Annotated in this window: 27 protein-coding genes; 21 read left to right on the forward strand and 6 right to left on the reverse strand. The window is 53.1% G+C overall.

Annotated features, from left to right (window positions below):
- Positions 1-54 precede the first annotated feature (54 nt).
- The 5 genes from ABRZ26_RS22690 (at position 55) to trpS (ending at position 4554) form a co-directional block, all read left to right on the forward strand.
- Complete coding sequence (locus tag ABRZ26_RS22690; RefSeq protein WP_319606364.1) at positions 55-1026, forward strand: SPOR domain-containing protein; 972 nt, start codon at positions 55-57, stop codon at positions 1024-1026.
- A 79-nt stretch (positions 1027-1105) separates the two neighbouring features.
- Positions 1106-1918 (forward strand): adenine-specific DNA-methyltransferase, encoded by an 813-nt coding sequence (dam, locus tag ABRZ26_RS22695; RefSeq protein WP_319606365.1) that lies wholly within the window; start codon positions 1106-1108, stop codon positions 1916-1918.
- 260 nt (positions 1919-2178) lie between these two features.
- On the forward strand, positions 2179-2856 hold the full coding sequence (gene rpe / locus ABRZ26_RS22700) for a ribulose-phosphate 3-epimerase (RefSeq protein WP_319606366.1): 678 nt from the start codon (positions 2179-2181) through the stop codon (positions 2854-2856).
- Entirely contained in the window at positions 2849-3553 is a 705-nt protein-coding gene (locus ABRZ26_RS22705; RefSeq protein WP_319606367.1) for a phosphoglycolate phosphatase, read from the forward strand. Before rpe ends, ABRZ26_RS22705 begins: the two co-directional genes overlap by 8 nt.
- A complete protein-coding gene (trpS, locus tag ABRZ26_RS22710) occupies positions 3550-4554 on the forward strand; it encodes a tryptophan--tRNA ligase (RefSeq protein ID WP_319606368.1) in 1005 nt (334 codons plus the stop codon). Before ABRZ26_RS22705 ends, trpS begins: the two co-directional genes overlap by 4 nt.
- A gap of 105 nt (positions 4555-4659) precedes the next feature.
- On the opposite strand, the gene cysG is transcribed toward trpS, so the two are convergent.
- Positions 4660-6039 (reverse strand): siroheme synthase CysG, encoded by a 1380-nt coding sequence (gene cysG / locus ABRZ26_RS22715; protein WP_319606369.1) that lies wholly within the window; start codon positions 6037-6039, stop codon positions 4660-4662.
- Positions 6040-6544: 505 nt separating this feature from the next.
- Here cysG and ppiA point away from each other — a divergent pair.
- Entirely contained in the window at positions 6545-7114 is a 570-nt protein-coding gene (ppiA, locus tag ABRZ26_RS22720) for a peptidylprolyl isomerase A (protein WP_319606370.1), read from the forward strand.
- A 171-nt stretch (positions 7115-7285) separates the two neighbouring features.
- Here ppiA and crp read toward each other — a convergent pair whose 3' ends face one another.
- Entirely contained in the window at positions 7286-7918 is a 633-nt protein-coding gene (crp, locus tag ABRZ26_RS22725) for a cAMP-activated global transcriptional regulator CRP (RefSeq protein WP_004090925.1), read from the reverse strand.
- Positions 7919-8237: 319 nt separating this feature from the next.
- Here crp and ABRZ26_RS22730 point away from each other — a divergent pair, with 319 nt between their 5' ends.
- Complete coding sequence (locus ABRZ26_RS22730) at positions 8238-8645, forward strand: OsmC family protein (RefSeq protein ID WP_319606371.1); 408 nt, start codon at positions 8238-8240, stop codon at positions 8643-8645.
- 65 nt (positions 8646-8710) lie between these two features.
- Here ABRZ26_RS22730 and ABRZ26_RS22735 read toward each other — a convergent pair whose 3' ends face one another.
- The gene (locus ABRZ26_RS22735) at positions 8711-9580 is read right to left on the reverse strand and encodes a phosphoribulokinase (RefSeq protein ID WP_319606372.1); all 870 of its coding nucleotides are present in this window, start codon (positions 9578-9580) and stop codon (positions 8711-8713) included.
- A 224-nt stretch (positions 9581-9804) separates the two neighbouring features.
- Positions 9805-10041 (reverse strand): YheU family protein, encoded by a 237-nt coding sequence (locus ABRZ26_RS22740; protein WP_319606373.1) that lies wholly within the window; start codon positions 10039-10041, stop codon positions 9805-9807.
- Positions 10042-10246: 205 nt separating this feature from the next.
- On the opposite strand from ABRZ26_RS22740, the gene ABRZ26_RS22745 reads away from it, so the two are divergent.
- The gene (locus ABRZ26_RS22745; RefSeq protein WP_319606374.1) at positions 10247-10849 is read left to right on the forward strand and encodes a LysE family translocator; all 603 of its coding nucleotides are present in this window, start codon (positions 10247-10249) and stop codon (positions 10847-10849) included.
- 50 nt (positions 10850-10899) lie between these two features.
- Here ABRZ26_RS22745 and ABRZ26_RS22750 read toward each other — a convergent pair whose 3' ends face one another.
- Entirely contained in the window at positions 10900-12813 is a 1914-nt protein-coding gene (locus ABRZ26_RS22750; RefSeq protein ID WP_319606375.1) for an ABC transporter ATP-binding protein, read from the reverse strand.
- Between the two features lie 129 nt (positions 12814-12942).
- Here ABRZ26_RS22750 and kefG point away from each other — a divergent pair, with 129 nt between their 5' ends.
- From kefG to slyD, 4 genes are all read left to right on the forward strand, one after another.
- On the forward strand, positions 12943-13494 hold the full coding sequence (gene kefG, locus ABRZ26_RS22755) for a glutathione-regulated potassium-efflux system ancillary protein KefG (protein ID WP_319606389.1): 552 nt from the start codon (positions 12943-12945) through the stop codon (positions 13492-13494).
- Between the two features lies 1 nt (position 13495).
- Positions 13496-15304 carry a glutathione-regulated potassium-efflux system protein KefB gene (gene kefB, locus ABRZ26_RS22760; protein WP_319606376.1) on the forward strand — a complete coding sequence of 603 codons (1809 nt, stop codon included), beginning with the start codon at positions 13496-13498 and terminating at the stop codon, positions 15302-15304.
- A 28-nt stretch (positions 15305-15332) separates the two neighbouring features.
- Positions 15333-15527, forward strand: coding sequence for a YheV family putative zinc ribbon protein (locus ABRZ26_RS22765; RefSeq protein WP_319606377.1), 195 nt, complete (start codon positions 15333-15335; stop codon positions 15525-15527).
- Between the two features lie 196 nt (positions 15528-15723).
- Positions 15724-16293 carry a peptidylprolyl isomerase gene (gene slyD, locus ABRZ26_RS22770; protein ID WP_319606378.1) on the forward strand — a complete coding sequence of 190 codons (570 nt, stop codon included), beginning with the start codon at positions 15724-15726 and terminating at the stop codon, positions 16291-16293.
- Between the two features lie 140 nt (positions 16294-16433).
- Here the strand turns inward: slyD and ABRZ26_RS22775 are convergent, their stop codons facing one another.
- Positions 16434-16652, reverse strand: coding sequence for a SlyX family protein (locus tag ABRZ26_RS22775; RefSeq protein ID WP_319606379.1), 219 nt, complete (start codon positions 16650-16652; stop codon positions 16434-16436).
- A gap of 305 nt (positions 16653-16957) precedes the next feature.
- Here ABRZ26_RS22775 and fkpA point away from each other — a divergent pair, with 305 nt between their 5' ends.
- From fkpA to ABRZ26_RS22820, 9 genes are all read left to right on the forward strand, one after another.
- The gene (gene fkpA, locus ABRZ26_RS22780) at positions 16958-17776 is read left to right on the forward strand and encodes an FKBP-type peptidyl-prolyl cis-trans isomerase (protein ID WP_319606380.1); all 819 of its coding nucleotides are present in this window, start codon (positions 16958-16960) and stop codon (positions 17774-17776) included.
- A 191-nt stretch (positions 17777-17967) separates the two neighbouring features.
- A complete protein-coding gene (locus ABRZ26_RS22785; protein ID WP_319606381.1) occupies positions 17968-18690 on the forward strand; it encodes a helix-turn-helix transcriptional regulator in 723 nt (240 codons plus the stop codon).
- Positions 18690-19079, forward strand: a complete 390-nt coding sequence (tusD, locus tag ABRZ26_RS22790) for a sulfurtransferase complex subunit TusD (RefSeq protein ID WP_319606383.1) — start codon at positions 18690-18692, stop codon at positions 19077-19079. Before ABRZ26_RS22785 ends, tusD begins: the two co-directional genes overlap by 1 nt.
- A gap of 19 nt (positions 19080-19098) precedes the next feature.
- A complete protein-coding gene (gene tusC, locus ABRZ26_RS22795; protein WP_319606384.1) occupies positions 19099-19458 on the forward strand; it encodes a sulfurtransferase complex subunit TusC in 360 nt (119 codons plus the stop codon).
- A 17-nt stretch (positions 19459-19475) separates the two neighbouring features.
- Positions 19476-19763: a sulfurtransferase complex subunit TusB gene (gene tusB / locus ABRZ26_RS22800; protein WP_319606385.1), complete on the forward strand. Its 288-nt coding sequence runs from the start codon at positions 19476-19478 to the stop codon at positions 19761-19763.
- 131 nt (positions 19764-19894) lie between these two features.
- The gene (rpsL, locus tag ABRZ26_RS22805; RefSeq protein ID WP_009111197.1) at positions 19895-20269 is read left to right on the forward strand and encodes a 30S ribosomal protein S12; all 375 of its coding nucleotides are present in this window, start codon (positions 19895-19897) and stop codon (positions 20267-20269) included.
- A 96-nt stretch (positions 20270-20365) separates the two neighbouring features.
- On the forward strand, positions 20366-20836 hold the full coding sequence (rpsG, locus tag ABRZ26_RS22810; protein ID WP_009111198.1) for a 30S ribosomal protein S7: 471 nt from the start codon (positions 20366-20368) through the stop codon (positions 20834-20836).
- Between the two features lie 95 nt (positions 20837-20931).
- Positions 20932-23040, forward strand: a complete 2109-nt coding sequence (gene fusA / locus ABRZ26_RS22815; protein WP_319606386.1) for an elongation factor G — start codon at positions 20932-20934, stop codon at positions 23038-23040.
- Between the two features lie 67 nt (positions 23041-23107).
- Positions 23108-23782, forward strand: a 675-nt coding sequence (locus ABRZ26_RS22820; RefSeq protein WP_319606388.1) for a GTP-binding protein, incomplete at its 3' end; no start/stop codon positions are given.

The following is a 23782-nucleotide window of genomic DNA, read 5'->3' on the forward strand; positions in this document are numbered from 1 at the left end:
ATTCGCGCCGGGGATGAGGTTGCGAATTTTAGCCTTTCAGTTGGGGGGTTTTAGATGGATGAGTTTAAGCCGGAAGATGAGCTGAAGCCTGATACCAGCGACCGTCGACCAACACGTCAGCAAAAAAGAAGCAGCAGTTTTTCCGTACCGAAAATCACGCTTTCCAGACAACACCTGATGATTGGTATCGGGGTGCTGGTATTGCTGTTGTTGATCGTGGGTATTGGTTCCGCCTTGCGGGCGCCTTCTCATCCGCAGTCTTCTCAGCCTCAGAGCCCATCCGCCGGCGAAAAGAGCATCGATCTCTCTTCATCGACGCCCATGACGCAGGGTGCGGAAACGCCAACGCCTGTCGATACCGTTTCAAACGCCGCCGGACAGCAGCCGCAAACGTTGAGCGCGCCGCCTATTTCCGGTACGCCGACTGAAGCTCAGCCCCAACCTCCGGTAAGCGGTCAACAACGTATTGAGTTGCCTGGCAATATCACCGACGCGCTTGCGCAGCAGCAGGGGCGTGTTAATGAATTTTCTCAGGGCGCGGCAGGCGCCTCAACGCTGCCGACGGCGCCGGCGACGGTAGCGCCGGCGGCCAAAGCGCCGGTCGGCAAGCCGGCGCACGGCAACGGCGGCAATTCCGCCGCGCACAGCGGCCATGCGACGCATGCGGCGAGTAAACCGGCGGCGCCGAAAGCCGCCGCATCAACCGCGGCGAATAAGCCTGCGGCTGCCGGCCCCGCCGGGGCAGGGAGTTCGATTCAAAATGCACCGGCCAGCCACTTTACTTTGCAACTGAGCGGCGCTTCTCGACCGGATACGCTGAGGGCTTACGCGCAACAACATAATTTGGCCCATTCGTGGGTTTATGAAACTAAACGCGACGGAAAATCCTGGTATGTGTTAGTGAATGGAGTCTATGCTTCTTCTACGGAAGCAAAGCGGGCGATAGCAATGCTGCCTGCTGATGTGCAAGCGAAAAAACCATGGGTTAAGCCGATCCGTCAGGTGAAGCAGGACTTGAATAAGTAACGCCAATTTTAGCCCTGATGTGCTGTCTGACACAGAGTACAATCCGCGGCTCTGAAAAGTATGAGTAACTAACGACGGCATGAAAAAAAACCGCGCTTTTTTAAAATGGGCTGGTGGTAAATATCCGCTGGTGGAAGAGATTCGTCGCTATTTACCCGCAGGAGACTGCCTGATTGAGCCGTTTGTTGGTGCGGGCTCTGTCTTTCTGAATACAGAGTACGACAACTATATATTGGCTGATATTAATAGCGACCTTATTAATCTTTATAACATCGTCAAGTCAAATGCAGACGATTTTATTCGCGACTCCCGCAAGCTTTTTACTGATGAAGTGAATACGTCAGAGACTTTCTATTTGCTGCGCCAAGAGTTTAATCTTTGCACTGACGCCTATCGGCGTGCGGTGCTGTTCCTTTATCTAAACCGGCACTGTTATAACGGTCTGTGTCGTTACAACATGCGCGGCGAATTTAACGTGCCGTTCGGCCGCTATAAAAAACCTTATTTCCCGGAAGAGGAAATTCGCTGGTTTGCTTTTAAGGCCAGAAGCGCGACGTTTGTTTGTGAGCATTATCAGCAGACCTTGATCAACGCTGCGCCCGGTTCGGTGGTTTATTGCGATCCTCCCTATGCGCCATTATCCGCGACCGCGAATTTTACGGCTTACCATACCAATAATTTCAATACCGCCGATCAGCAGAATCTGGCGCGCCTGGCGCATCGTCTGTCGGTTGAGAATCAGATCCCGGTGCTGATTTCCAATCACGATACGCTGCTGACGCGCGAGTGGTATCAGGAAGCATCTCTCTATGTGGTAAAAGCGCGCCGGACGATTAGCCGCAATATTCTGGGGCGGAGTAAAGTAAACGAGCTTTTAGCCTTATATTGTTGATAACGGTATTGTTGATCGTGGTTATGTGAATCGGATCGCAACCGGTTGTAAGCTGAGTAGAGTGATAACGAGATAAAAAGATCGACTGGAAGCAGGTTGTTCAACAGCGCGCATACCCGGTGGACTTCAAGCTGTGCGGTCGGACTGATACGCTAGCGGCCTGGAAAATGCGGGTATAGTTTAAAGAACCTCGCTGAACGGGATGATTAAACAGGCATCTCAGGCAGCAGGAATTCAGACTTTATCGTTTGGAGAAGCGAATGAAACCGTTTTTAATCGCCCCGTCTATTCTGTCGGCCGACTTTGCCCGGCTTGGCGAAGATACCGCTAACGCACTGTCGGCAGGCGCCGACGTGGTTCACTTCGATGTGATGGATAACCACTATGTACCCAATCTGACGATGGGGCCGCAGGTGTTGAAATCACTGCGGGATTACGGCATCACGGCGCCGATCGACGTGCATTTGATGGTAAAGCCGGTTGACCGGATTATTCCCGACTTCGCCCAGGCGGGCGCCAGTTTCATTACGTTTCACCCGGAAGCTTCTGAGCATGTCGATCGTTCCCTGCAACTGATCAAAGATTACGGCTGCAAGGCCGGTCTGGTGTTCAACCCCGCCACGCCGCTCAGCTACCTTGATTACGTGATGGATAAGCTGGACATTATTTTGCTGATGTCGGTTAACCCCGGATTTGGCGGGCAGTCATTCATTCCGTCCACGTTCGATAAATTGCGTCAGGTGCGCAAGCTGATTGACGACGGCGGCTATGACATCCGTCTGGAAGTGGATGGCGGCGTGAAGGTCGACAATATCGGCGCGATTGCGGCGGCGGGCGCCGATATGTTTGTCGCGGGCTCCGCGATTTTCAACCAGCCTGACTATCGCGCGGTGATTGACCAGATGCGCGGCGAACTGGCGAAGGTGGCGCATGAATAATACTTTGTCCATTCGGGGGCTGGCGTTTGACCTGGATGGCACGTTGATCAACAGCGTGCCGGGCCTGGCCGCCGCGATCGATTTAGCGTTGCAGGCGCAATCCCTTCCCGCCGCGGGTGAAGCGCGGGTCGCCGCCTGGATTGGCAACGGCGCCGATGTTCTGGTTGAACGAGCGCTGAATTGGGCCGGCGTGGAGCCGACGCCGCAGCGGATCCGTACTACCCGTGAGACGTTCGACAGTTATTACGCGCAAACCGTCGATAGCGGCAGCGAGCTGTTTCCCCAGGTTAAAGAGACGCTGGCGCAACTGGCCGCGCAAGGGTTGCCGATGGCGATCGTGACCAATAAACCGACGCCGTTTGTTGCGCCGTTACTGGCATCGTTGGGCATTGACGCGTATTTTTCCCTTATTATCGGCGGTGATGATGTCATCGCTAAAAAGCCGCATCCGGCTCCCCTGTATCTGGTATTGGGCAAGTTGGGATTGCGCGCGAGCGAATTGCTGTTCGTCGGCGATTCTCGTAATGATATTCAGGCATCCCAGGCTGCCGGCTGCCCATGCGTCGGCATGACCTATGGATATAACTATGGTGAAGCGATCGAGTTGAGTCATCCGGATATTGTGCTGGACCGTTTTGCCGATTTATTGCCCCTCGTCGGGTCGTCATCTTCAAAAAATCAGGAAGCATTAGTATGAGCAAGCCCATTGTATTTAGCGGAGCACAACCGTCTGGTGAACTGACCATTGGTAACTACATGGGTGCGTTGCGTCAGTGGGTCAATATGCAGGATGACTACGATTGCATCTACTGTATCGTCGACCTGCACGCCATCACCGTGCGTCAGGATGCGCAACAGTTGAGAAAAGCCTCGCTGGATACGCTGGCGTTGTATCTGGCCTGCGGCATCGATCCGCAAAAGAGCACCATCTTCGTTCAGTCGCATGTCCCTGAGCATACCCAACTGAGCTGGGTGCTGAACTGCTACACTTACTTCGGCGAACTGAGCCGTATGACGCAGTTTAAGGATAAATCTTCGCGCTATGCCGAAAATATCAATGCCGGTCTGTTTGATTACCCGGTGCTGATGGCGGCGGATATTCTGTTATATCAAACCGCGCAGGTGCCGGTGGGCGAAGACCAGAAACAGCATCTGGAGCTGAGCCGTGATATCGCCCAGCGCTTTAACTCGCTTTACGGCGATATTTTCCGGGTTCCCGAGCCGTTTATTCCGAAGTCGGGCGCGCGGGTGATGTCTTTGCTGGAACCGACCAAAAAGATGTCCAAATCGGACGATAACCGCAATAACGTTATCGGCCTGCTGGAAGATCCTAAATCGGTGGTGAAGAAAATCAAACGCGCGGTCACGGACTCGGATGAGCCGCCCGTCGTGCGTTATGACGTGGTGAATAAAGCGGGGGTTTCCAACCTGCTGGATATCCTGTCTGCGGTAACCGGTAAAACCATTGCCGAACTGGAGCAGGAATTCAGCGGCCAGATGTACGGCCACCTCAAAGGCGCGGTCGCCGATGCGGTATCCGGCATGCTGACGGACTTGCAGGCGCGTTATCACCACTTCCGCAATGACGAGGTCTTATTACAACAAATCATGCGTGACGGGGCGGAAAAGGCCAGCGCGCGCGCGCAGGAAACGTTGAAGAAAGTGTATGAAGCGGTTGGGTTTGTCGGCCGCCCGTAACCTCTTGCGCTGAAGGCTAAAAAAGGGCTGGCGATATTCTCCAGCCCTTTCGCTTTTCTCCCATTACCGCGGCAGCGGCGGGAACACATCCATCCGGGATGGGGTTCATTCCGAACGCTGAGTAAACCAGTTCAGTTTCTCTCTCAGACCGACAACGTCGCCGACAATGATCAAGCTCGGACTGACGGCCTGTTTTGCCAGTTCCCCAAGTTGGGAAAGCTGTCCGGTGAACACCCGCTGCGTCGCGGAAGTGCCGTTTTCGACCAGCGCCACCGGTACGGTCTCCGGGAGTTTCTGTTCTATCAATTTCCGCTGAATATAATCAGCCTGCTGAAGCCCCATGTAAAACACCAGCGTTTGTCTTTCGGCTGCCAGGCTAGCCCAATCGAGCTCGGTGTTATGTTGGACGTGGCCGGTGATTAACCGTACGCCTTGCGAGTAATTGCGGTGCGTCAATGGAATGCCGCTATAGGCTGAACAACCGGATGCGGCGGTAATTCCCGGCACCACCGAGAACGGGATCCCGGCTTGTTGCAGATGTTCCAGCTCTTCGCCGCCGCGGCCGAATATGAACGGATCGCCGCCTTTCAAGCGTACAACCCGTTTTCCCGCCAGCGCTTTTTCCTGCAATAGCTGATTAATCTGTTCCTGGGGAATGCAGTGATGCCCCAACTGTTTACCGACAAAAATACGCTCGGCATCGCGCCTGATCAGGTTAAGCACGCCTTGCGACACCAGACGATCGTAAACCACGATATCGGCCTGTTGCAGTTTCTGTAAGCCTTTCAGCGTTAACAGACCGGCATCGCCAGGACCGGCGCCCACCAGCGTCACTTCGCCTCTGTCATCGAGCGGTTCGGAGAACAACTGCTCGGTGAGCTGCTGGACGCTGGCGGTATCGTTATTGGCCAGCGATTGCATCAGCCGATCGTGGATAAACAGTTTTTCCCAGAAACGCCGGCGGGTATCCGATTTTCTGAAGCGGTTTTGCACGCGTTGACGCAGTTTCCCGGCAAAGGCGGCCAACTGACCCAGATGCAGCGGCAGGAGGCTTTCCAGTTTTTCACGCAATATCCGCGCCAGTACCGGCGCGCTTCCTCCGGACGATACGGCGACCATCAGGGGAGAACGGTCAATAATGGAAGGCATAATGAAGCTGGCGCTCTGAACGTCATCCACGCTGTTGCAGAAAATCTGTTGCTGACTGGCGTAGTCGTAAACTTGTTGATTGGTTTCACGATCGTCAGTGGCGGCAATCACCAGCCATGTGCCGGTTAACAGTTTGGGATCAAAGGAACCCTGCGCCAGCGTCACCCGCTTTTGGTCCTGCCAGCGGATAAATTTCTCGTTGAAACTGATGGCGTTCACCGTAAGAATGGCGCCGGCATCCAATAATAACCTGGCTTTACGTTCGGCCACTTCTCCACCGCCCACCAATAAACAAGGCTTATCGCGTAACTGACAGAATATTGGCAGGAAATCCATGTGGTGCCTCTTGGTAAATTTAGGTTGATAAAACCGCCTGCCGTCGGGACGGAATACGGAGGAGCGATGTCGATGGTGATAGTTTATCCGCCGTCAGCGATGGATAAGGTTTCAGTGACACACTGCCGTTGTTAACCTGGATGTCCTCATCTGCGGCGGGTGGGGACTCATTTTGCAGGCCGCGACCATCATATAGGCGAAATTGCTGTTTTTTCAATGGGCTGGTGACCAATAATTCACTGGACGTTGGTATCGGTATCCCAGCATGGCCGCGGATTGAACCGAAAGGCGTTCTATTATTCGAAATACCTGTTCAGGCGACATCACCGGCAGACATGCCGCTTCTTTCTCATGCGATAAGGTCGGCATAACGCCGCACGGTATTTAACAATGGGTTACGGTATGCCGGCCATACGTAAAAAAAAGTAAATGGGTGGCGCTAAGGAGTGCGGATACATACAATCACTACGCTTTCTGTAGTCGATTTCTTCAAAAAGGAATTCTCATGCTCAAACGTACTCTGGTTGCGGCGGCAGCCTTTATATCACTCACTGCTTTTTCTCCAGCGTTTGCTGCTTCCGGCACCACGCATGTTTTACTGACCACATCGGCAGGAAATATTGAACTGGCGTTGGATAATCAAAAAGCACCGGTTTCGGTGAAGAATTTTGTCGAGTACGTTAATAGCGGTTTTTATAACGGGACGACGTTTCATCGGGTTATCCCCGGCTTCATGATTCAAGGGGGCGGTTTCACCAGCGATATGAAGCAGAAAGCGACCAACGCTGCGATCGTTAACGAAGCGGATAATGGGTTACGCAATCTGCGCGGCACTATTTCGATGGCGCGTACGGCGGAAAAAGACAGCGCCACCAGTCAATTCTTTATCAACGTGGCAGACAATGCGTTTCTCGATCACGGTCAGCGCGATTTCGGCTATGCGGTGTTCGGCAAGGTAGTCAAAGGCATGGAGGTGGCGGATAAAATTGCCCAGGTGCAGACTGAAAACGTCGGCCCGTATCAAAATGTGCCCGCCAAACCGATTGTAATCCAGTCAGCGAAAGTCCTGCCCTGATTGGATTCCCGAACCAGCCTCCCTTCTCATATTGAGCGGATTTGATAAATTCGCTCAATTGAATTGGGATTGTTTATTTTTGAATAATAATATTATCGTTGATAAATATATCGGATAAAAAAAAGCGTGAGATTTTCTCACGCTTTTTTGTCGTCGGGTAATTATTGTGGTTTAGCGAGTGCCGTAAACCACAATGGTTTTACCATGTGCGGAGATCAAATTTTGGTCTTCTAACATTTTAAGTATCCGCCCTACGGTCTCGCGTGAACAGCCGACAATCTGGCCGATTTCCTGACGCGTGATTTTTATTTGCATGCCGTCCGGGTGGGTCATGGCATCCGGTTGTTTCGCCAGGTTCAACAAGGTCTGAGCAATACGCCCCGTTACGTCGAGGAAAGCCAAATTGCCGACTTTTTCTGAAGTCACTTGCAGTCTGCTGGCCATCTGAGCCGACAGGCGCATCAGGATATCGGGGTTAACCTGGATCAGTTGTCGGAATTTTTTATAAGAAATTTCAGCAACTTCACACGCTGTTTTCGCCCGCACCCAGGCGCTGCGCTCCTGACCTTCCTCAAACAGGCCGAGTTCGCCGATAAAATCGCCCTGATTCAGATAAGAAAGAATCATTTCCTTGCCTTCTTCATCTTTGATCAGCACGGCGACGGAGCCTTTCACGATGTAGTAAAGCGTCTCTGCTTTTTCACCTTGGTGAATAAGCGTACTCTTCGATGGGTACTTGTGGATATGGCAATGAGAAAGGAACCATTCAAGAGTCGGGTCTGTTTGCGGTTTGCCGAGAACCATTCGATATCATCCTCTGTTGTCAGTCACTGCGCAATTCACAGGGCTCAGAGTTCCCTGTACGGCGTATTTACTGTTAAAAGTTCAAATTCAGTGTAGGCAGAACGACGTCAGGGAATATACTGGAGCCTTTATTTGGCGACGTCATCATCTCCCCGGCATCTGAGTTTGTCCAGAATAAGGCAGATACTGTTCTTGTTTTTAACACAGCTTGAAGGACGTGTCTTGTGTTGTCTCACTTCAGCATGATAAAGCTCTGGTTATCAGATGATTTTGTACAGTAACGATATAAATTTTCAAAAATTTTTTAGCGGAGGGTACCATGCAGGCTCGAGTGAAGTGGGTTGAAGGCTTAACATTCCTTGGCGAATCATCTTCCGGACATCAGATTTTAATGGATGGAAATTCGGGGGATAAAGCGCCAAGTCCAATGGAAATGGTATTGATGTCGGTGGGCGGATGCAGCGCGATTGATGTGGTGTCCATATTGCAAAAAGGGCGCAACGATGTTGCCGACTGCGAGGTTAAACTCACGTCGCAGCGGAAAGCGGAGGCGCCGCGTCTGTTTACCCATATCAACCTGCATTTTATCGTCTCCGGCAAAGGGTTGACCGAGAAAGCCGTAGAACGCGCGGTCGCGCTGTCTGCGGAGCGCTATTGCTCCGTGGCGCTGATGCTGGCTAAAGCGGTAGAGGTGACCCACAGCCATGAGGTCCGGGAATTGGCATAACCGCGTTGAACCGGAGCAGGCACGGTAGCGACCTGGTTTCTGCCGCCGTGCTTTTTTTCGAGCGACTATTCGATTTTCTTCCCTTCCAGCAAACGCTGAACCAATGGCGCCATAATTAATTCCATCGCCAGACCCATCTTCCCGCCCGGCACGACCAGCGTGTTGATATGGGAAATAAACGATCCCTGCAACATCGCCAGCAGATAGGGATAATCAATATTGTCCAGCCCCTGAAAATGGATCACCACAAAGCTCTCGTCCAGCGAAGGGATGGATTTGGCCGCGAAGGGGTTGGAGGTGTCCACGGTGGGAACCCGCTGGAAGTTGATATGGGTTCGTGAAAACTGCGGCGTAATGTAAGAGATGTAATCATCCATCGAACGGACGACCGAATCCATGACCGCTTCGCGCGAGTGGCCGCGTTCATTCACATCACGGATCAGTTTTTGAATCCATTCCAGGTTGACGATAGGCACCACGCCGACCAGTAAGTCGACATGCTGCGCCACGTTGTGCTGGTCGGTCACCACGCCGCCGTGCAGTCCTTCATAAAACAGCACGTCGGTCGGTTCGGGCATGGGTTCCCACGGCGTGAATGTACCGGGTACCTGATTGTAGGGAATGGCTTCATCATAGGTATGAAGATATTTACGCGTTTTCCCTCGTCCGTGCCGACCATATTCGATGAAGGATTGCTCCAGCAGGCTGAAATCATTGGCCTCCGGGCCGAAATAGCTGATATGACGGCCAAGATCTCGCGCCTTGCGAATTTCCATATCCATTTCCGGCCGGGTATAACGGTGAAAGCTATCGCCTTCAAGCTGGGCGGGGCGCATGTTCAGTTGATGAAAGATCTTGTGAAAGGCCAGACTGGTTGTTGTGGTTCCCGCGCCGCTGGAGCCGGTCACGGCAATAATCGGATGCTTATGCGACATAAGACGATTTACTCCGTCATGGTGGCGAATACGCCATCAAAAAAGAAAAGGTATCAGACGGGGCCGACCTCCGCGACGAACTCCGCCGGGATCTGTCGCTCTGCCGCCCGGCGGTTCATCTCGGTCTGGCTGCGATAGGGAATGTCGTCAACCTCAGGCTGTTTTCATCGTTGTTAGCATGGTCCGTAATACAGATACATCTTCTTTTAGTGCTTTGCCAGCGCTTAGTGAGGGGGATGCCCGCCCGCATTAAACTGACGGCGCGGCATGATGTTAATTGTTTCATGCAACTCAGACCATACCAGCACGACCTCGCCTGATTCCAACTGCCGGCGCACATCAGCGACTTTCTGTTGCAGCGTCCGTTCTTGCTCGCCGTAATCCGTTCCTTCCCGGAGAACGAAAGATTCGATGAGATTTTCCAGTGTTTCGGGTTCGAGTTGTTGCCAGGGAATAATCACGATTGTTTGTCCAGAAATTGAGTAAGCCAGGCTGGAATGCGCTTCTCAAGCCGGGCGGAAAGCGTCATACGTAATATGAATAAAAATATTGGTATCCGAACTTGTGCGATTAATATCACACTGTTAGCTTCAATGCTGCCGCTTAACAATGCATTCGTGACCAACTATACCGCAAAAACGCTTCAGGGTGAGGGGCACCCGTTACATGGAACTGAGCTTGTTTCTGTCGATGTTAGGTTTTCTCTGGGTTGCCGCCATTACGCCAGGCCCGAACAATATGTTGCTGACCACGTCCGGCGCCAATTTTGGTTTTTTCCGCTCTTTGTGGTTGATGATTGGCATCATGTTTGGCATGCAGAGCATTTTATTGCTGGTGGCATTTGGCGTAGGCAGCCTGATCCTCATCTATCCCTCTTTGCATTTCATGCTGAAAGTGCTTGGCAGCTTGTATCTGCTTTGGCTGGCGTGGAAAGTCGCCACCGCCGCCTACGAAAAGCTGGAAACCCTGGACGCGCCGCCGCGGCCGATTCGGTTTTATCAAGGGTGGCTGCTGCAATTCCTCAATCCCAAAGCCTGGCTGATGGCGTTGGGGGCGGTAGCCAGCTTTAGCCTGCCGGGGAGGGAATATCATCACTCGGTGGCGGCGATAAGTCTTGGCATCGTACTGGTGAATCTGGTCGCCGGCGCGATATGGCTCGGATTCGGCACTCTGATCGGCCGTTTGTTGCGCAGTAAAAAAGCCTGGATTATCTTCAACGTCTCGATGGGATTGCTGACGGCCGCCTGTGTCTTGCTGATTTGGCATTAGTCATTCGGCGCGGACCGATAATCTGCCTATCGGTCCGCGCCAGAGAAAGGCTAAGACGAGAGCTGCTGATTCATTTGCTCTAGCTGTTCCTGCGCCTCAAGCCACGCCATTTCAGTTTCTTCCAAATCCGTTTTCGCCTTTATCTGCTGCTGTAGGCAGTCCGTGAGTTCGGCTTTACGGCTGATATCGTAAAGCCCGGTATCCGCCAGCCTGGCCTCAACGGCTTCCAGCGCCGCGCCCAGTTTTTCCATCTGCTGTTCGAGCCGGGCGATTTGTTTGCGCAGCGGTTGCGTCTGTGCTCTCAGTTCGGCTTCCCGCCGCTTTTGCTCTTTTCTGGCCTGAGCGCTGTTGGCGGCGTTTTCTTTGGGCGTTTCGTCGGCGGCGCTGTCCTGGCGCTGTCTGTCCGTCAGCCACTGCTGGTAATCCTCCAGATCGCCGTCGAAAGGCTCGACCTTGCGATCGTGAACCAGATAGAGGTCATCGGTTGTGGAGCGAATCAGGTGCCGATCGTGCGATACCACCACCAGCGCGCCCTCGAAATCGATCAACGCTTCCGTCAGCGCCTGCCGCATATCGAGATCCAGGTGGTTGGTGGGTTCGTCGAGCAGCAACAGATTCGGGCGCTGCCAGACGACAAGCGCCAGCACCAGCCGGGCTTTTTCTCCTCCGGAGAAACGCTCGGTGATTTCCGTGACTTTGTCGCCCTGAAAACCGAAGCCGCCGAGGTAATCGCGCAGTTGCTGCTCGGTTTCCCGTTCTGCCAGACGCACCATATGCTGTAAGGGCGATTCATCGGCGCGCAGGAATTCCAACTGATGCTGGGCGAAGTAGCCCAGCTTCACGCCTTTCGCCAGCCCGATTTCCCCCTGAATCGGTTCCAGCGTTCCCGCCAGCAGCTTGATCAGCGTCGATTTCCCCGCGCCGTTATGCCCCAGCAGGCCGATGCGCGACCCCGGCACCAGATTCAGTTTGATCGATTCCAAAATCAGCTTGTCGCCATAACCGGCGCTGACTTTCTCCATGCGCAGCAAGGGGTTGGGCAGCGACTCCGGCGCCCGGAAGCTGAAGCGGAAGGGGTTGTCCACATGCGCCGGCGCAATCATTTCCATCCGCTCTAGCATTTTTATCCGGCTTTGCGCCTGTTTGGCTTTGGTCGCTTTGGCGCGGAAACGGTCGATGTAATGTTGCAGATGTGCGACCCGCTCCTGCTGATGTTCATACAGCGATTGCTGCTGCGCCAGCCGCGTGGCCCGCTGCCGTTCGAAAGAGCTGTAATTGCCGGTGTACTCGTTAAGCGTTTGTTGCTCGATGTGCAAAATCTTATTGACGATGGGATCGAGAAAATCACGGTCGTGCGAAATCAGCACCAGCGTCCCCGGATAGCTTTTCAGCCATTTCTCCAGCCAGATCACCGCATCCAGATCGAGGTGGTTGGTGGGTTCGTCGAGCAACAGCAGATCGGAGCGGCAAATGAGCGCCTGAGCCAGATTGAGGCGCATGCGCCAGCCGCCGGAAAAGGCGCTGACCGGTTGCTGTAACTGATCCTGCGAGAAACCGAGCCCGTTAAGTAAACTGGCGGCTCTGGCCTGAATCGTCCAGGCCTGAATGGCGTCCAGTTTGCCGTGCAGCGTCGCAATGGCATGGCCGTCATTGTCGTCGTTGGCGAGTTGCAGCGCCGTCTCAAGCTGGCGGAATTCCCGGTCGCCATCAATGACGTAATCAAGCGCCGGTACGTCCAGCGCCGGCGTTTCCTGATTCACCCAGGCCAGCGCCCATCCCTGCGGGAACGTGGCGCTGCCGCCGTCGGCGCTGATTTCACCTTTCAGTAATGCCAACAGGGTAGATTTACCACAGCCGTTCTTGCCCACCAGCCCCACTTTCTGGCCGGGGTTAATGGTCGCCGTCGCGTTATCCAGCAGAACATGTACACCACGTCGAATTTGCAGCGAGGAGAAAACAATCATAAAGCGCCGTATGTTCAGAGTATGTTAAATTATTGACTTGATATCAGGAGCGATTATGCCCTGCTTTTTAGTCGTAGCGCTGCATGGTAGCGGAAAATGACAACCATGACGACGCTTTGGAGGGGAATGATGTCGCAGCCACCCAAGATTCTGCTGCTGTATGCCCATCCGGAATCACAAGATTCGGTAGCAAACCGGGTTTTACTGCAACCGGCACAACAGTTGGATAATGTCACCGTACACGATCTGTATGCGCATTATCCTGATTTTTTTATCGATATTTATCATGAGCAGCAGTTGCTGCGCGAACATCAGGTCATTGTGTTTCAACACCCGTTTTATACCTACAGTTGCCCGGCCTTGTTAAAAGAGTGGTTTGACCGGGTGTTATCGCGCGGTTTCGCCAACGGGGCCGGCGGTAACGCGCTGGCGGGAAAATACTGGCGATCGGTGATTACCACCGGCGAACCGGAGGAAGCCTACCGGGTCGGGGGCAAGAGCCGCTATCCGATGGAGGATTTTCTGCGTCCGTTTGAGATGACCGCGTCTCTGTGCCGCATGCACTGGATTAAACCCATGATCGTTTATTGGGCGCGCCGTCTGCCCCCAGATGTTTTGTCCGGCTATGAACTGGCTTATGCCCAATGGCTGGCTTCTCCTTTCGCTCACGAGGAACGCTGATATGGAAAGCTCTACGCTGCTTACCGCAGGCGTTCTGTTTTTGTTTGTGGCGGTGCTCGCCGTGCCGATTGCGGCGCGAATCGGCATTGGCGCCGTGCTGGGTTATCTGATCGCCGGGATTGCCATCGGCCCCTGGGGATTGGGCTTTATCCGCGATGTTGACGCTATTCTGCACTTTTCCGAGCTTGGCGTCGTTTTTCTGATGTTTATCATCGGACTGGAACTGAACCCGAAAAAACTGTGGACGCTGCGACGCTCCATTTTCGGCGTCGGCGCCGCGCAGGTCGGGTTGAGCACGCTGCTTCTGGGGGGCGCGCTGTATCTGATGAACTTCTCCTGGCAGTCGGCGTTGATCGGCGGGGTAGGGTTGGCGATGTCGTCGACGGCGATGGCGTTGCAACTGATGCGTGAAAAGGGAATGAATCGCAACGAGTCCGGACAATTGGGATTTTCCGTCCTGCTGTTTCAGGATCTGGCGGTGATTCCGGCCCTCGCCCTGGTGCCTATTTTGGCGGGGGTTCAGGGCGAGATTGATGACTGGAGTCAGGTCGCGCTCAAGGTCGCGGCGTTCGCCGGTATGCTGATAGGCGGCCGTTATCTGGTGCGTCCGCTATTCCGTTTTATCGCCGCTTCCGGCGTGCGGGAAGTTTTTACCGCGGCGGCTTTGCTGCTGGTGCTGGGATCGGCGCTTTTTATGGAAGCGTTAGGATTTTCAATGGCGCTGGGGACGTTTATCGCCGGCGTGCTGTTGGCTGAAAGCGAGTATCGGCATGAGCTGGAAATCGCCATTGAGCCGTTTAAAGGACTGCTGCTCGGGTTGTTCTTCATCTCCGTCGGGATGGCGTTAAATCTGGGCGTTCTCTATGTCCATATCGTGGAAGTGCTGATTGCCGTACTGGCGCTGGTAGCCGTAAAAGGCACGGTGCTTTATGTGCTGGCCCGTATTAACCGCATGCGCCGCTCGGAGCGTTTACAATTTGCCGGCGTATTGAGCCAGGGCGGTGAGTTTGCGTTTGTGCTGTTTTCCGCCGCTTCGACGTACAAGGTTTTGCAGGGCGATCAACTGCCGCTGCTGTTGGTGACGGTAACGCTGTCGATGATGACCACGCCGCTGTTAATGCAGCTTATCGATCGGATCCTGATTCGGCGCTATAACCCCCTGGACGCGCCTGACGAGAAACCCTATGTCGCCGACGATGAGCCGCAGGTGATCGTGGTGGGATTCGGGCGCTTCGGGCAGGTGATCGGCCGCTTGCTGATGGCGAATAAAATGCGCATTACGGTGCTGGAACGCGATATCAGCGCAGTCAGTCTGATGCGCGGTTATGGTTATAAAGTATACTATGGTGATGCGACGGAGCTGGAACTATTGCGTTCGGCGGGCGCAGAGAAAGCGCAGTCCATCGTTATCACCAGCAATACGCCGGAAGATACCATGGCGATAGTGCATTTGTGCCAGCAGCATTTCCCGCATCTGGAAATTCTGGCCCGGGCGCGCGGCCGCGTCGAAGCGCATGAACTATTGCTGGCGGGGGTTAAGCATTTTTCCCGTGAAACCTTCTCCAGCTCGCTGGAGTTGGGCCGCAAGGCGCTGATATCGCTGGGGATGCATCCTCATCAGGCCTATCGCGCCCAGCAGCACTTTCGTCGTCTGGATATGCGCATGTTGCGGGAACTGATGCCGCAGTTGCAGAACGACGGGGCGCATATCTCCCGGGTGAAAGAAGCCCGGCGCGAGCTGGAAGATATCTTTCAACGGGAAATGCTGCATGAGCGTCGTCGGCAGGACGATTGGGATGAATTTGAATAATGTCTAAGCTGAAATAGGTCGGGATAAGATGCGTAAACGCTTTATCGCCGGGGCGATCTGCCCTGAATGTCGGACGCAGGATACCTTGGCCGTCGGGTATGAAGATCAAACGGAAGTGGTGGTATGCGTTAAGTGCGGCTATCGACAGACGCGTCCGGATCGGCCGCGGCGGGCCGCCGGGCGATCGGCGGATGAGATTATCGGTATTTTTCATCCTAAATAGGCATGACGATGTTATCCCCCTCACGGGAAAACGTTCCCGACGTTTTTTGACGCGTCCCATCCATGGGACTTGCCCGCTGGGCCGTCACTGCGTGACGTTGAAAAACGTTCCCGACGTTTTTTTATTGTGGGCGGTACATCGGGATTTTTTTCAGCTACAATTTGCGCCAGTTTGATTTCCAACGGTAGGAGATATCATGAAAGTAACAAAAGATCTGGTGGTCAGTCTGGCCTATCAGGTACGAACAGAAGACGGTGTATTGGTTGATGAGTCTCCGGTGAGTGCGCCGTTGGACTATCTGCATGGTCATGGCTCTTTGATTTCCGGTCTGGAAAATGCGCTGGAAGGCCGTGCGGTGGGCGACCATTTTGACGTTAATATCGCGTCTAACGATGCTTATGGTAGTTATGATGAAAACCTGGTTCAACGCGTGCCTAAAGACGTATTTATGGGCGTGGACGAACTTCAGGTCGGCATGCGTTTCCTGGCTGAAACCGATCAGGGGCCGGTGCCGGTTGAAATTACTGAAGTGGAAGACGATCACGTCGTGGTTGACGGCAACCATATGCTGGCCGGTCAAAATCTGAGCTTTAACGTTGAAGTCGTGGCCATTCGCGAAGCGACGGAAGAAGAGCTGGAGCATGGTCACGTTCACGGCGAACACGATCATGAACACGGCGATGGCTGCTGCGGCGGTCATGGTCACGATCATGACCACGAGCACGGTAAAGGCGGTTGCGGCAACGGCGGATGCGGTTGCCACTAATCCGTTTGAGCTGAGGCGAACGCTGGCTGTTGGCGCGAATCGTCGTCGGCTTATTCGGTAATAGCATCAGGGCAGAGGCGTTCGCTTCCGCCCTGATGCGTTTTATGCCGGTCCGGCGATCTCCGATAACGTGAGATGATTCAATAGTGCGGCGGCGGCGTTTCTTCCGACTGCGGCGCGATTAACGACGTTTGCTGGGTGCGTAACCTCTCCGTCAACAGGCGTACCTGCTCGCGTAGCCGACTGATTTCCCTTTCGTGTTGAATAAGCGTTTGGTTCAACTCTTCTATCGTCACTTCCTGAAAAGCCTGACGGCTTTCCAATAGTTCGAGCCGTTCTTCAAGCGATGACACTGGCATTCCCCCTACAGCTTACAGCCTATTACCCATAAGTTTGTCAGAAAGCAGAAACTTCTGGTAGTAAAAACGGTCGGAATAAGGCGCAATAAGCGATCTGAGCAGGTTCAGCTCACACTATTTCCGAGGCTCGCCTTTCGGGCTATGCGGTCCGGCCGTCGAGAACGGCGTTAAAAAACGATGAAATGTTTTTTATCAAAGGATTGTCGCGTGTGTCGTTGTGTTGTCTTCGTGCGCGCAGTTATAGTAGTCGCGAATGTATTTTTAATGATGGCTGGAGCGCGTAGCTCCAGATGCTGGAGAAATGGATGAAATCACTGTTTAAAGTAACGCTGTTAGCAACAACGATGGCTCTGACTCTGAACGCAGGCCAGGCTCTGGCGGCGGAAACGGCGCAGGCCTCTGATACGGCTGCGACGGCCAAATTCAAGAATGATGAGCAGGCCGCGGCTTATGCGTTAGGCGCATCGCTGGGGCGTTACATGGATAACTCCCTAAAAGAACAAGAAAAACTGGGTATTAAGCTGGATAAGGATCAGTTGATTGCCGGTGTTCAGGACGCGTTTGCCGATAAGAGCAAACTGACTGACGAAGAAATTGAAAAAACGCTGCAAGGCTTCGAAGGCCGGGTAAAAGCGGCGGCTGAAACCAAAATGAAGCAGGACGCCAAAGACAATGCGGATAAAGGCACGAAATATCGTGATGCTTTCGCCAAAGAAAAAGGCGTGAAGAAAACTGAATCCGGTCTGCTGTATCAGGTTGAGAAAGAAGGCAACGGCAGCGCGCCGAAAGACAGCGATACGGTTGTCGTTAACTACAAAGGCACGCTGGTTGACGGTAGCGAATTCGACAACTCCTACAAACGCGGCGAGCCGTTGTCTTTCCAACTTGACGGGGTGATTCCCGGCTGGACGGAAGGGTTAAAACACGTCAAGAAAGGCGGCAAGATCAAGCTGGTTATCCCGCCTACGCTGGCTTACGGCGAAAACGGCGTGCCGGGGATCCCGGCCAACTCCACGCTGGTGTTCGACGTTGAGCTGCTGGATATCAAATCAGCAGCTGATGTGAAAGCGGCCGATGACGCCAAAGCGGCAAAACCCGCCGCAGAAGAGAAAAGCGCGAAGTAATTCATCAGTCCCATCAACTGATGAGATATCAACCGCGGGCCATGCGCCCGCGGTTTTTTTATACAATAAAGATGAGTAAGTTCACCGTTCAGAAACGAAACCGTGAATTTCAGGGACGAGAGTGTGGACATTTGCTAGACTATGTTCCCTGTCAAGACAACAAATAAATGACGTTGAGGATGGTGTCTGCCATGTCTAGTTCGCTTGTGTCTGGCGAATCTTATGACCTTGATTTGCTGGATGAACGTCCGTTTAGCCAAACGGATTATGAGATCCTGAAATCGTATGAAGCGGTGGTCGATGGATTGGCCATGTTGATCGGTGAGCACTGTGAAATCGTGCTGCACTCGCTTGATGATTTGAAATGTTCCGCCGTGCGTATCGCCAACGGCGAACATACCGGCAGGAAAATCGGCTCGCCGATTACCGATCTTGCATTACGTATGCTGCATGACATGGCCGGTGAAGATAGTAGCGTTTCGAAAGCTTATTTCACCCGCGCTAAAAGCGGCGTGTTGATGAAGTCGGTCACTATCGCGATTCGTAACCGTGAACAACGGGTGATTGGATTACTCTGTATCAATATGAACCTGGATGTGCCTTTTTCACAGATAGTGCAGACCTTTATTCCCCCTGAGACGCATGAGGTCGCGTCCTCGGTGAACTTCGCGTCGTCGGTGGACGATCTGGTGGCGCAAACGCTGGAGTTTTCCATTGAAGAAGTCAATGCGGACCGCAATGTGTCCAACAATGCGAAAAATCGGCAAATTGTTCTGAGTCTGTATGAGAAAGGCATTTTTGATATCAAAGACGCGATTAATCAGGTCGCCGAGCGTCTGAATATCTCCAAACATACCGTGTATCTTTATATCCGCCAGTTTAAAAGCGGCGATTTCAGCGGACACGATCGTTGATGCTGAGCTATTGTCTGCTGGTTACCGGCCCCGCTTATGGTACGCAGCAAGCAAGCAGCGCGTTGCAGTTTGCGCAGGCTTTACTGGATGAAGGTCATCGGTTGGAAAGCGTGTTCTTCTATCGTGAAGGCGTGCTGAACGCCAACCAGCTCACCTCGCCGGCGAACGACGAGTTTGATCTGGTTCGGGCCTGGCAGCGTCTGGCGCGGGAACATCAGGCGACGCTAAATGTCTGTGTCGCCGCCGCGTTGCGCCGTGGGGTAACCGACCGTCAACAGGCGGAACAGCTAAAGTTGGGGGCTGCGAATTTGCAGGACGGCTTTACCTTAAGCGGTCTTGGCGAACTGGCTCGATCCGCTCTGACCTGCGATCGAGTCATCCAGTTTTAATCGGATTTAAGGCAGAGTCATGAAGCATGTCGCTTTTGTTTTTACTCACTCGCCTCATGGTAGCGCGTCCGGTCGGGAAGGGCTGGACGCGCTCCTTGCCATGTCCGCGTTGACAGAAGATATCGGCGTTTTCTTTATCGGCGACGGCGTATTGCAATTACTGCCGGGGCAGCAGCCGGAAAAGATTTTAATGCGCGACTATATTTCGACGTTTGGCGTGCTGCCGCTGTATGACATCGAACACTGCTATGTCTGCGCCGAATCTCTCCAGCAACGGGGAATTGCTTTAGATACCGATTGGGTTCTGGATGTGGCGCTCCTGCCCCCCGAGGCATTAAGACAGCGGCTGGCGAATTACCATGCCGTACTTTCATTTTAGCGGCGAGTGTTTTACCCATGTTGCATACGCTTTCCCATTCTCCTTATCATTGCGACATTGATGCGCTTCTACGTTGTTTAGGACCGGAAGACGCCTTGGTGCTGTTGCAGGACGGCGTTATCGCCGCGCTGGCGAATAGCGAAACGGCAAGCCGTCTCCTTAATACGTCGATCCCATTGTATGTTTTGCAAAATGATGCCGACGCCAGAGGCTTGGCTGCACAAATTTCAAACAACTTTTCATTGATTAGCTATAATCAATTTGTTCAACTGACGGTGCAATATTCGCAACAGCTGGCGTGGTAAAGCTGAATTTTTGTATATTTCTTGACTCCTTCCACGGCCAGCCCTAAAATTCTGCGTCCTCATACTTTGCCCTGCGCAAGTACGAGATGATTTATTACGTGTTTACGAAGCAAAAACCAGGAGCTTTTTGAATGGCAACAATTAACCAGCTGGTACGCAAGCCACGCGCCCTGAAGGTTGTTAAAAGCAACGTTCCGGCGCTGGAAGCATGCCCGCAGAAACGTGGCGTATGTACTCGCGTATATACCACCACCCCGAAAAAACCGAACTCCGCGCTGCGTAAAGTATGCCGTGTTCGTTTAACCAACGGTTTTGAAGTTACCTCCTATATTGGCGGTGAAGGTCATAACCTACAGGAACACTCCGTGATCCTGATCCGTGGCGGTCGTGTTAAAGACCTGCCAGGTGTTCGTTACCACACCGTTCGTGGCGCGCTGGACTGCTCTGGTGTTAAAGACCGTAAGCAATCCCGTTCCAAATACGGCGTGAAGAAGCCAAAGGCTTAATGGTTCTCCGTTAAGTAAGGCCAAACGTTTTAACTTAAATGTCAAACTAAACTCGTAGAGTTTTGGACAATCCTGAATTAACAACGGAGTATTTCCATGCCACGTCGTCGCGTCATTGGTCAACGTAAAATCCTGCCGGATCCTAAGTTCGGATCAGAGCTGTTGGCCAAATTTGTAAATATCCTGATGGTAGATGGCAAAAAATCTACCGCCGAAGCAATCGTCTATACCGCGCTTGAGACCCTGGCTCAGCGTTCAGGTAAAGACCACCTGGAAGCTTTTGAAGTAGCGCTGGACAACGTTCGTCCGACTGTCGAAGTTAAGTCTCGCCGCGTTGGTGGTTCTACTTATCAGGTACCAGTTGAAGTCCGTCCGGTTCGTCGTAATGCCCTGGCAATGCGTTGGATCGTTGAAGCTGCTCGTAAACGCGGTGATAAATCCATGGCTTTGCGCCTGGCGAACGAACTTTCTGATGCAGCGGAAAACAAAGGTACTGCTGTCAAGAAACGTGAAGACGTTCACCGTATGGCTGAAGCCAACAAGGCGTTCGCTCACTACCGTTGGTAATCCCTTCGCTGTAGTTATGCTAACCAGGCGGGCGCTTCAAAAAGCCAACCCGCTTGGCTTAACTAATTGAACGCCCTAGGATATAGAGGAAACAAATGGCTCGTACAACACCTATTGCACGCTACCGTAATATCGGTATCAGTGCGCACATCGATGCCGGTAAAACCACCACGACAGAACGTATTCTGTTCTATACCGGTGTGAACCATAAAATCGGTGAAGTTCATGACGGCGCGGCCACCATGGACTGGATGGCGCAGGAGCAGGAGCGTGGGATCACCATTACTTCTGCTGCGACAACTGCTTTCTGGTCAGGTATGGCCAAGCAGTATGAACCCCATCGTATCAACATCATCGACACCCCGGGACACGTTGACTTCACGATCGAAGTAGAACGTTCCATGCGTGTTCTTGACGGCGCAGTCATGGTTTACTGTGCTGTTGGTGGTGTTCAGCCGCAGTCTGAAACCGTATGGCGTCAGGCGAACAAATACAAAGTGCCGCGCATTGCGTTCGTTAACAAAATGGACCGCATGGGCGCGAACTTCCTGAAAGTGGTAAGCCAGATCAAAACCCGTCTGGGTGCGAATCCGGTACCGCTTCAGTTAGCTATTGGCGCTGAAGAACATTTCACCGGCGTTGTCGATCTGGTGAAAATGAAAGCGATCAACTGGAATGAAGCCGATCAGGGCATCACCTTCACTTATGAAGATATCCCGGCTGATATGCAGGATCTGGCTGAAGAATGGCATCAGAACCTGGTTGAGTCCGCAGCTGAAGCTTCAGAAGAGCTGATGGACAAATACCTGGGCGGTGAAGAACTGTCCGAAGAAGAAATCAAAAAAGCATTGCGTCAGCGCGTTCTGAACAACGAAATCATTCTGGTTACCTGTGGTTCCGCGTTCAAGAACAAAGGCGTGCAGGCATTGCTGGATGCCGTAATCGAATATCTGCCGTCGCCGACCGAAGTTCCGCCAATCAGCGGTATTCTGGACGATGGTAAAGATACGCCGGCGGTGCGTCATTCCGACGATAAAGAACCGTTTGCTGCGTTGGCATTTAAAATCGCCACCGACCCGTTCGTGGGTAACCTGACGTTCTTCCGCGTTTACTCTGGCGTGGTGAACTCTGGCGACACGGTGCTGAACTCCGTGAAATCCGCGCGCGAGCGTTTTGGCCGTATCGTTCAGATGCACGCCAACAAACGTGAAGAAATCAAAGAAGTTCGCGCAGGCGATATTGCCGCGGCAATCGGCCTGAAAGATGTGACCACCGGCGACACGCTGTGTAATCCGGATAATGCGATCATTCTGGAACGTATGGAATTCCCTGAACCGGTTATTTCCATCGCGGTAGAACCGAAAACCAAAGCCGACCAGGAAAAAATGGGTCTGGCTCTGGGGCGTCTGGCAAAAGAAGACCCGTCTTTCCGCGTATGGACCGACGAAGAATCCAACCAGACCATCATCGCCGGTATGGGCGAACTGCACCTGGAAATCATCGTTGACCGTATGCGTCGTGAGTTCAACGTTGAAGCCAACATCGGTAAACCTCAGGTTGCTTACCGTGAAACCATCCGCGATACCGTTAAGGACGTGGAAGGGAAACATGCGAAACAGTCTGGTGGTCGCGGTCAGTATGGTCATGTCGTTATCGACATGTATCCGCTGGAACCGGGCGGTGCCGGCTACGAATTTGTCAACGAAATCAAGGGCGGCGTAATTCCTGGCGAATACATCCCGGCTGTTGACAAAGGCGTTCAGGAACAGTTGAAATCAGGCCCGCTGGCGGGTTATCCGGTTGTAGACTTGGGCGTACGTTTGCATTTTGGTTCTTACCACGATGTCGACTCCTCTGAATTGGCGTTTAAATTGGCAGCGTCTATCGCGTTTAAAGAAGCATTTAAACGCGCTAAGCCGGTTCTGCTGGAACCCGTCATGAAAGTTGAAGTTGAAACGCCTGAAGACTATATGGGCGACGTAATTGGTGACTTGAACCGTCGCCGCGGTATCATCGAAGGTATGGAAGATACTGCGACAGGTAAGACTATTCGTGCCCAGGTACCGTTATCCGAAATGTTTGGGTATGCTACCGATCTGCGTTCGCAGACTCAGGGTCGTGCTTCTTACTCCATGGAGTTCCTGAAGTACGCTGAAGCGCCGAACAACGTGGCTCAGGCCGTTATTGAAGCCCGTGGTAAATAATCCGGGTTTAACACATTGAACCGTGCTCTCTCCATAGGGGGAGAGCATTAGAGTAAGGAATATCGCCGTGTCTAAAGAAAAATTTGAACGTACAAAACCCCATCTCAACGTCGGTACTATCGGCCACGTTGACCATGGTAAAACAACGCTGACTGCCGCCATTACTACCGTTCTGGCTAAAACCTACGGCGGCGCCGCCCGTGCATTCGATCAGATCGATAACGCGCCGGAAGAAAAAGCCCGTGGTATCACCATCAACACTTCTCACGTTGAATACGATACCCCGACTCGCCACTACGCGCACGTTGACTGCCCGGGACACGCCGACTATGTGAAAAACATGATCACCGGCGCCGCGCAGATGGACGGCGCGATCCTGGTTGTTGCCGCGACTGACGGCCCGATGCCGCAGACCCGTGAGCACATCCTGCTGGGCCGCCAGGTTGGCGTTCCTTACATCATCGTGTTCCTGAACAAATGCGACATGGTTGATGATGAAGAACTGCTGGAACTGGTTGAGATGGAAGTGCGTGAACTGCTGTCTCAGTACGATTTCCCGGGCGATGATACGCCAATCATTCGTGGTTCCGCGCTGAAAGCGCTAGAAGGCGAAGCTGAGTGGGAAGCGAAAATCATCGAACTGGCTGAAGCGCTGGATTCTTATATCCCGGAACCGGAGCGTGCGATTGACAAACCGTTCCTGCTGCCTATCGAAGACGTATTCTCCATCTCCGGTCGTGGT

This window comes from Brenneria sp. L4-2C (assembly GCF_040240335.1).
Lineage (GTDB): Bacteria > Pseudomonadota > Gammaproteobacteria > Enterobacterales > Enterobacteriaceae > Brenneria.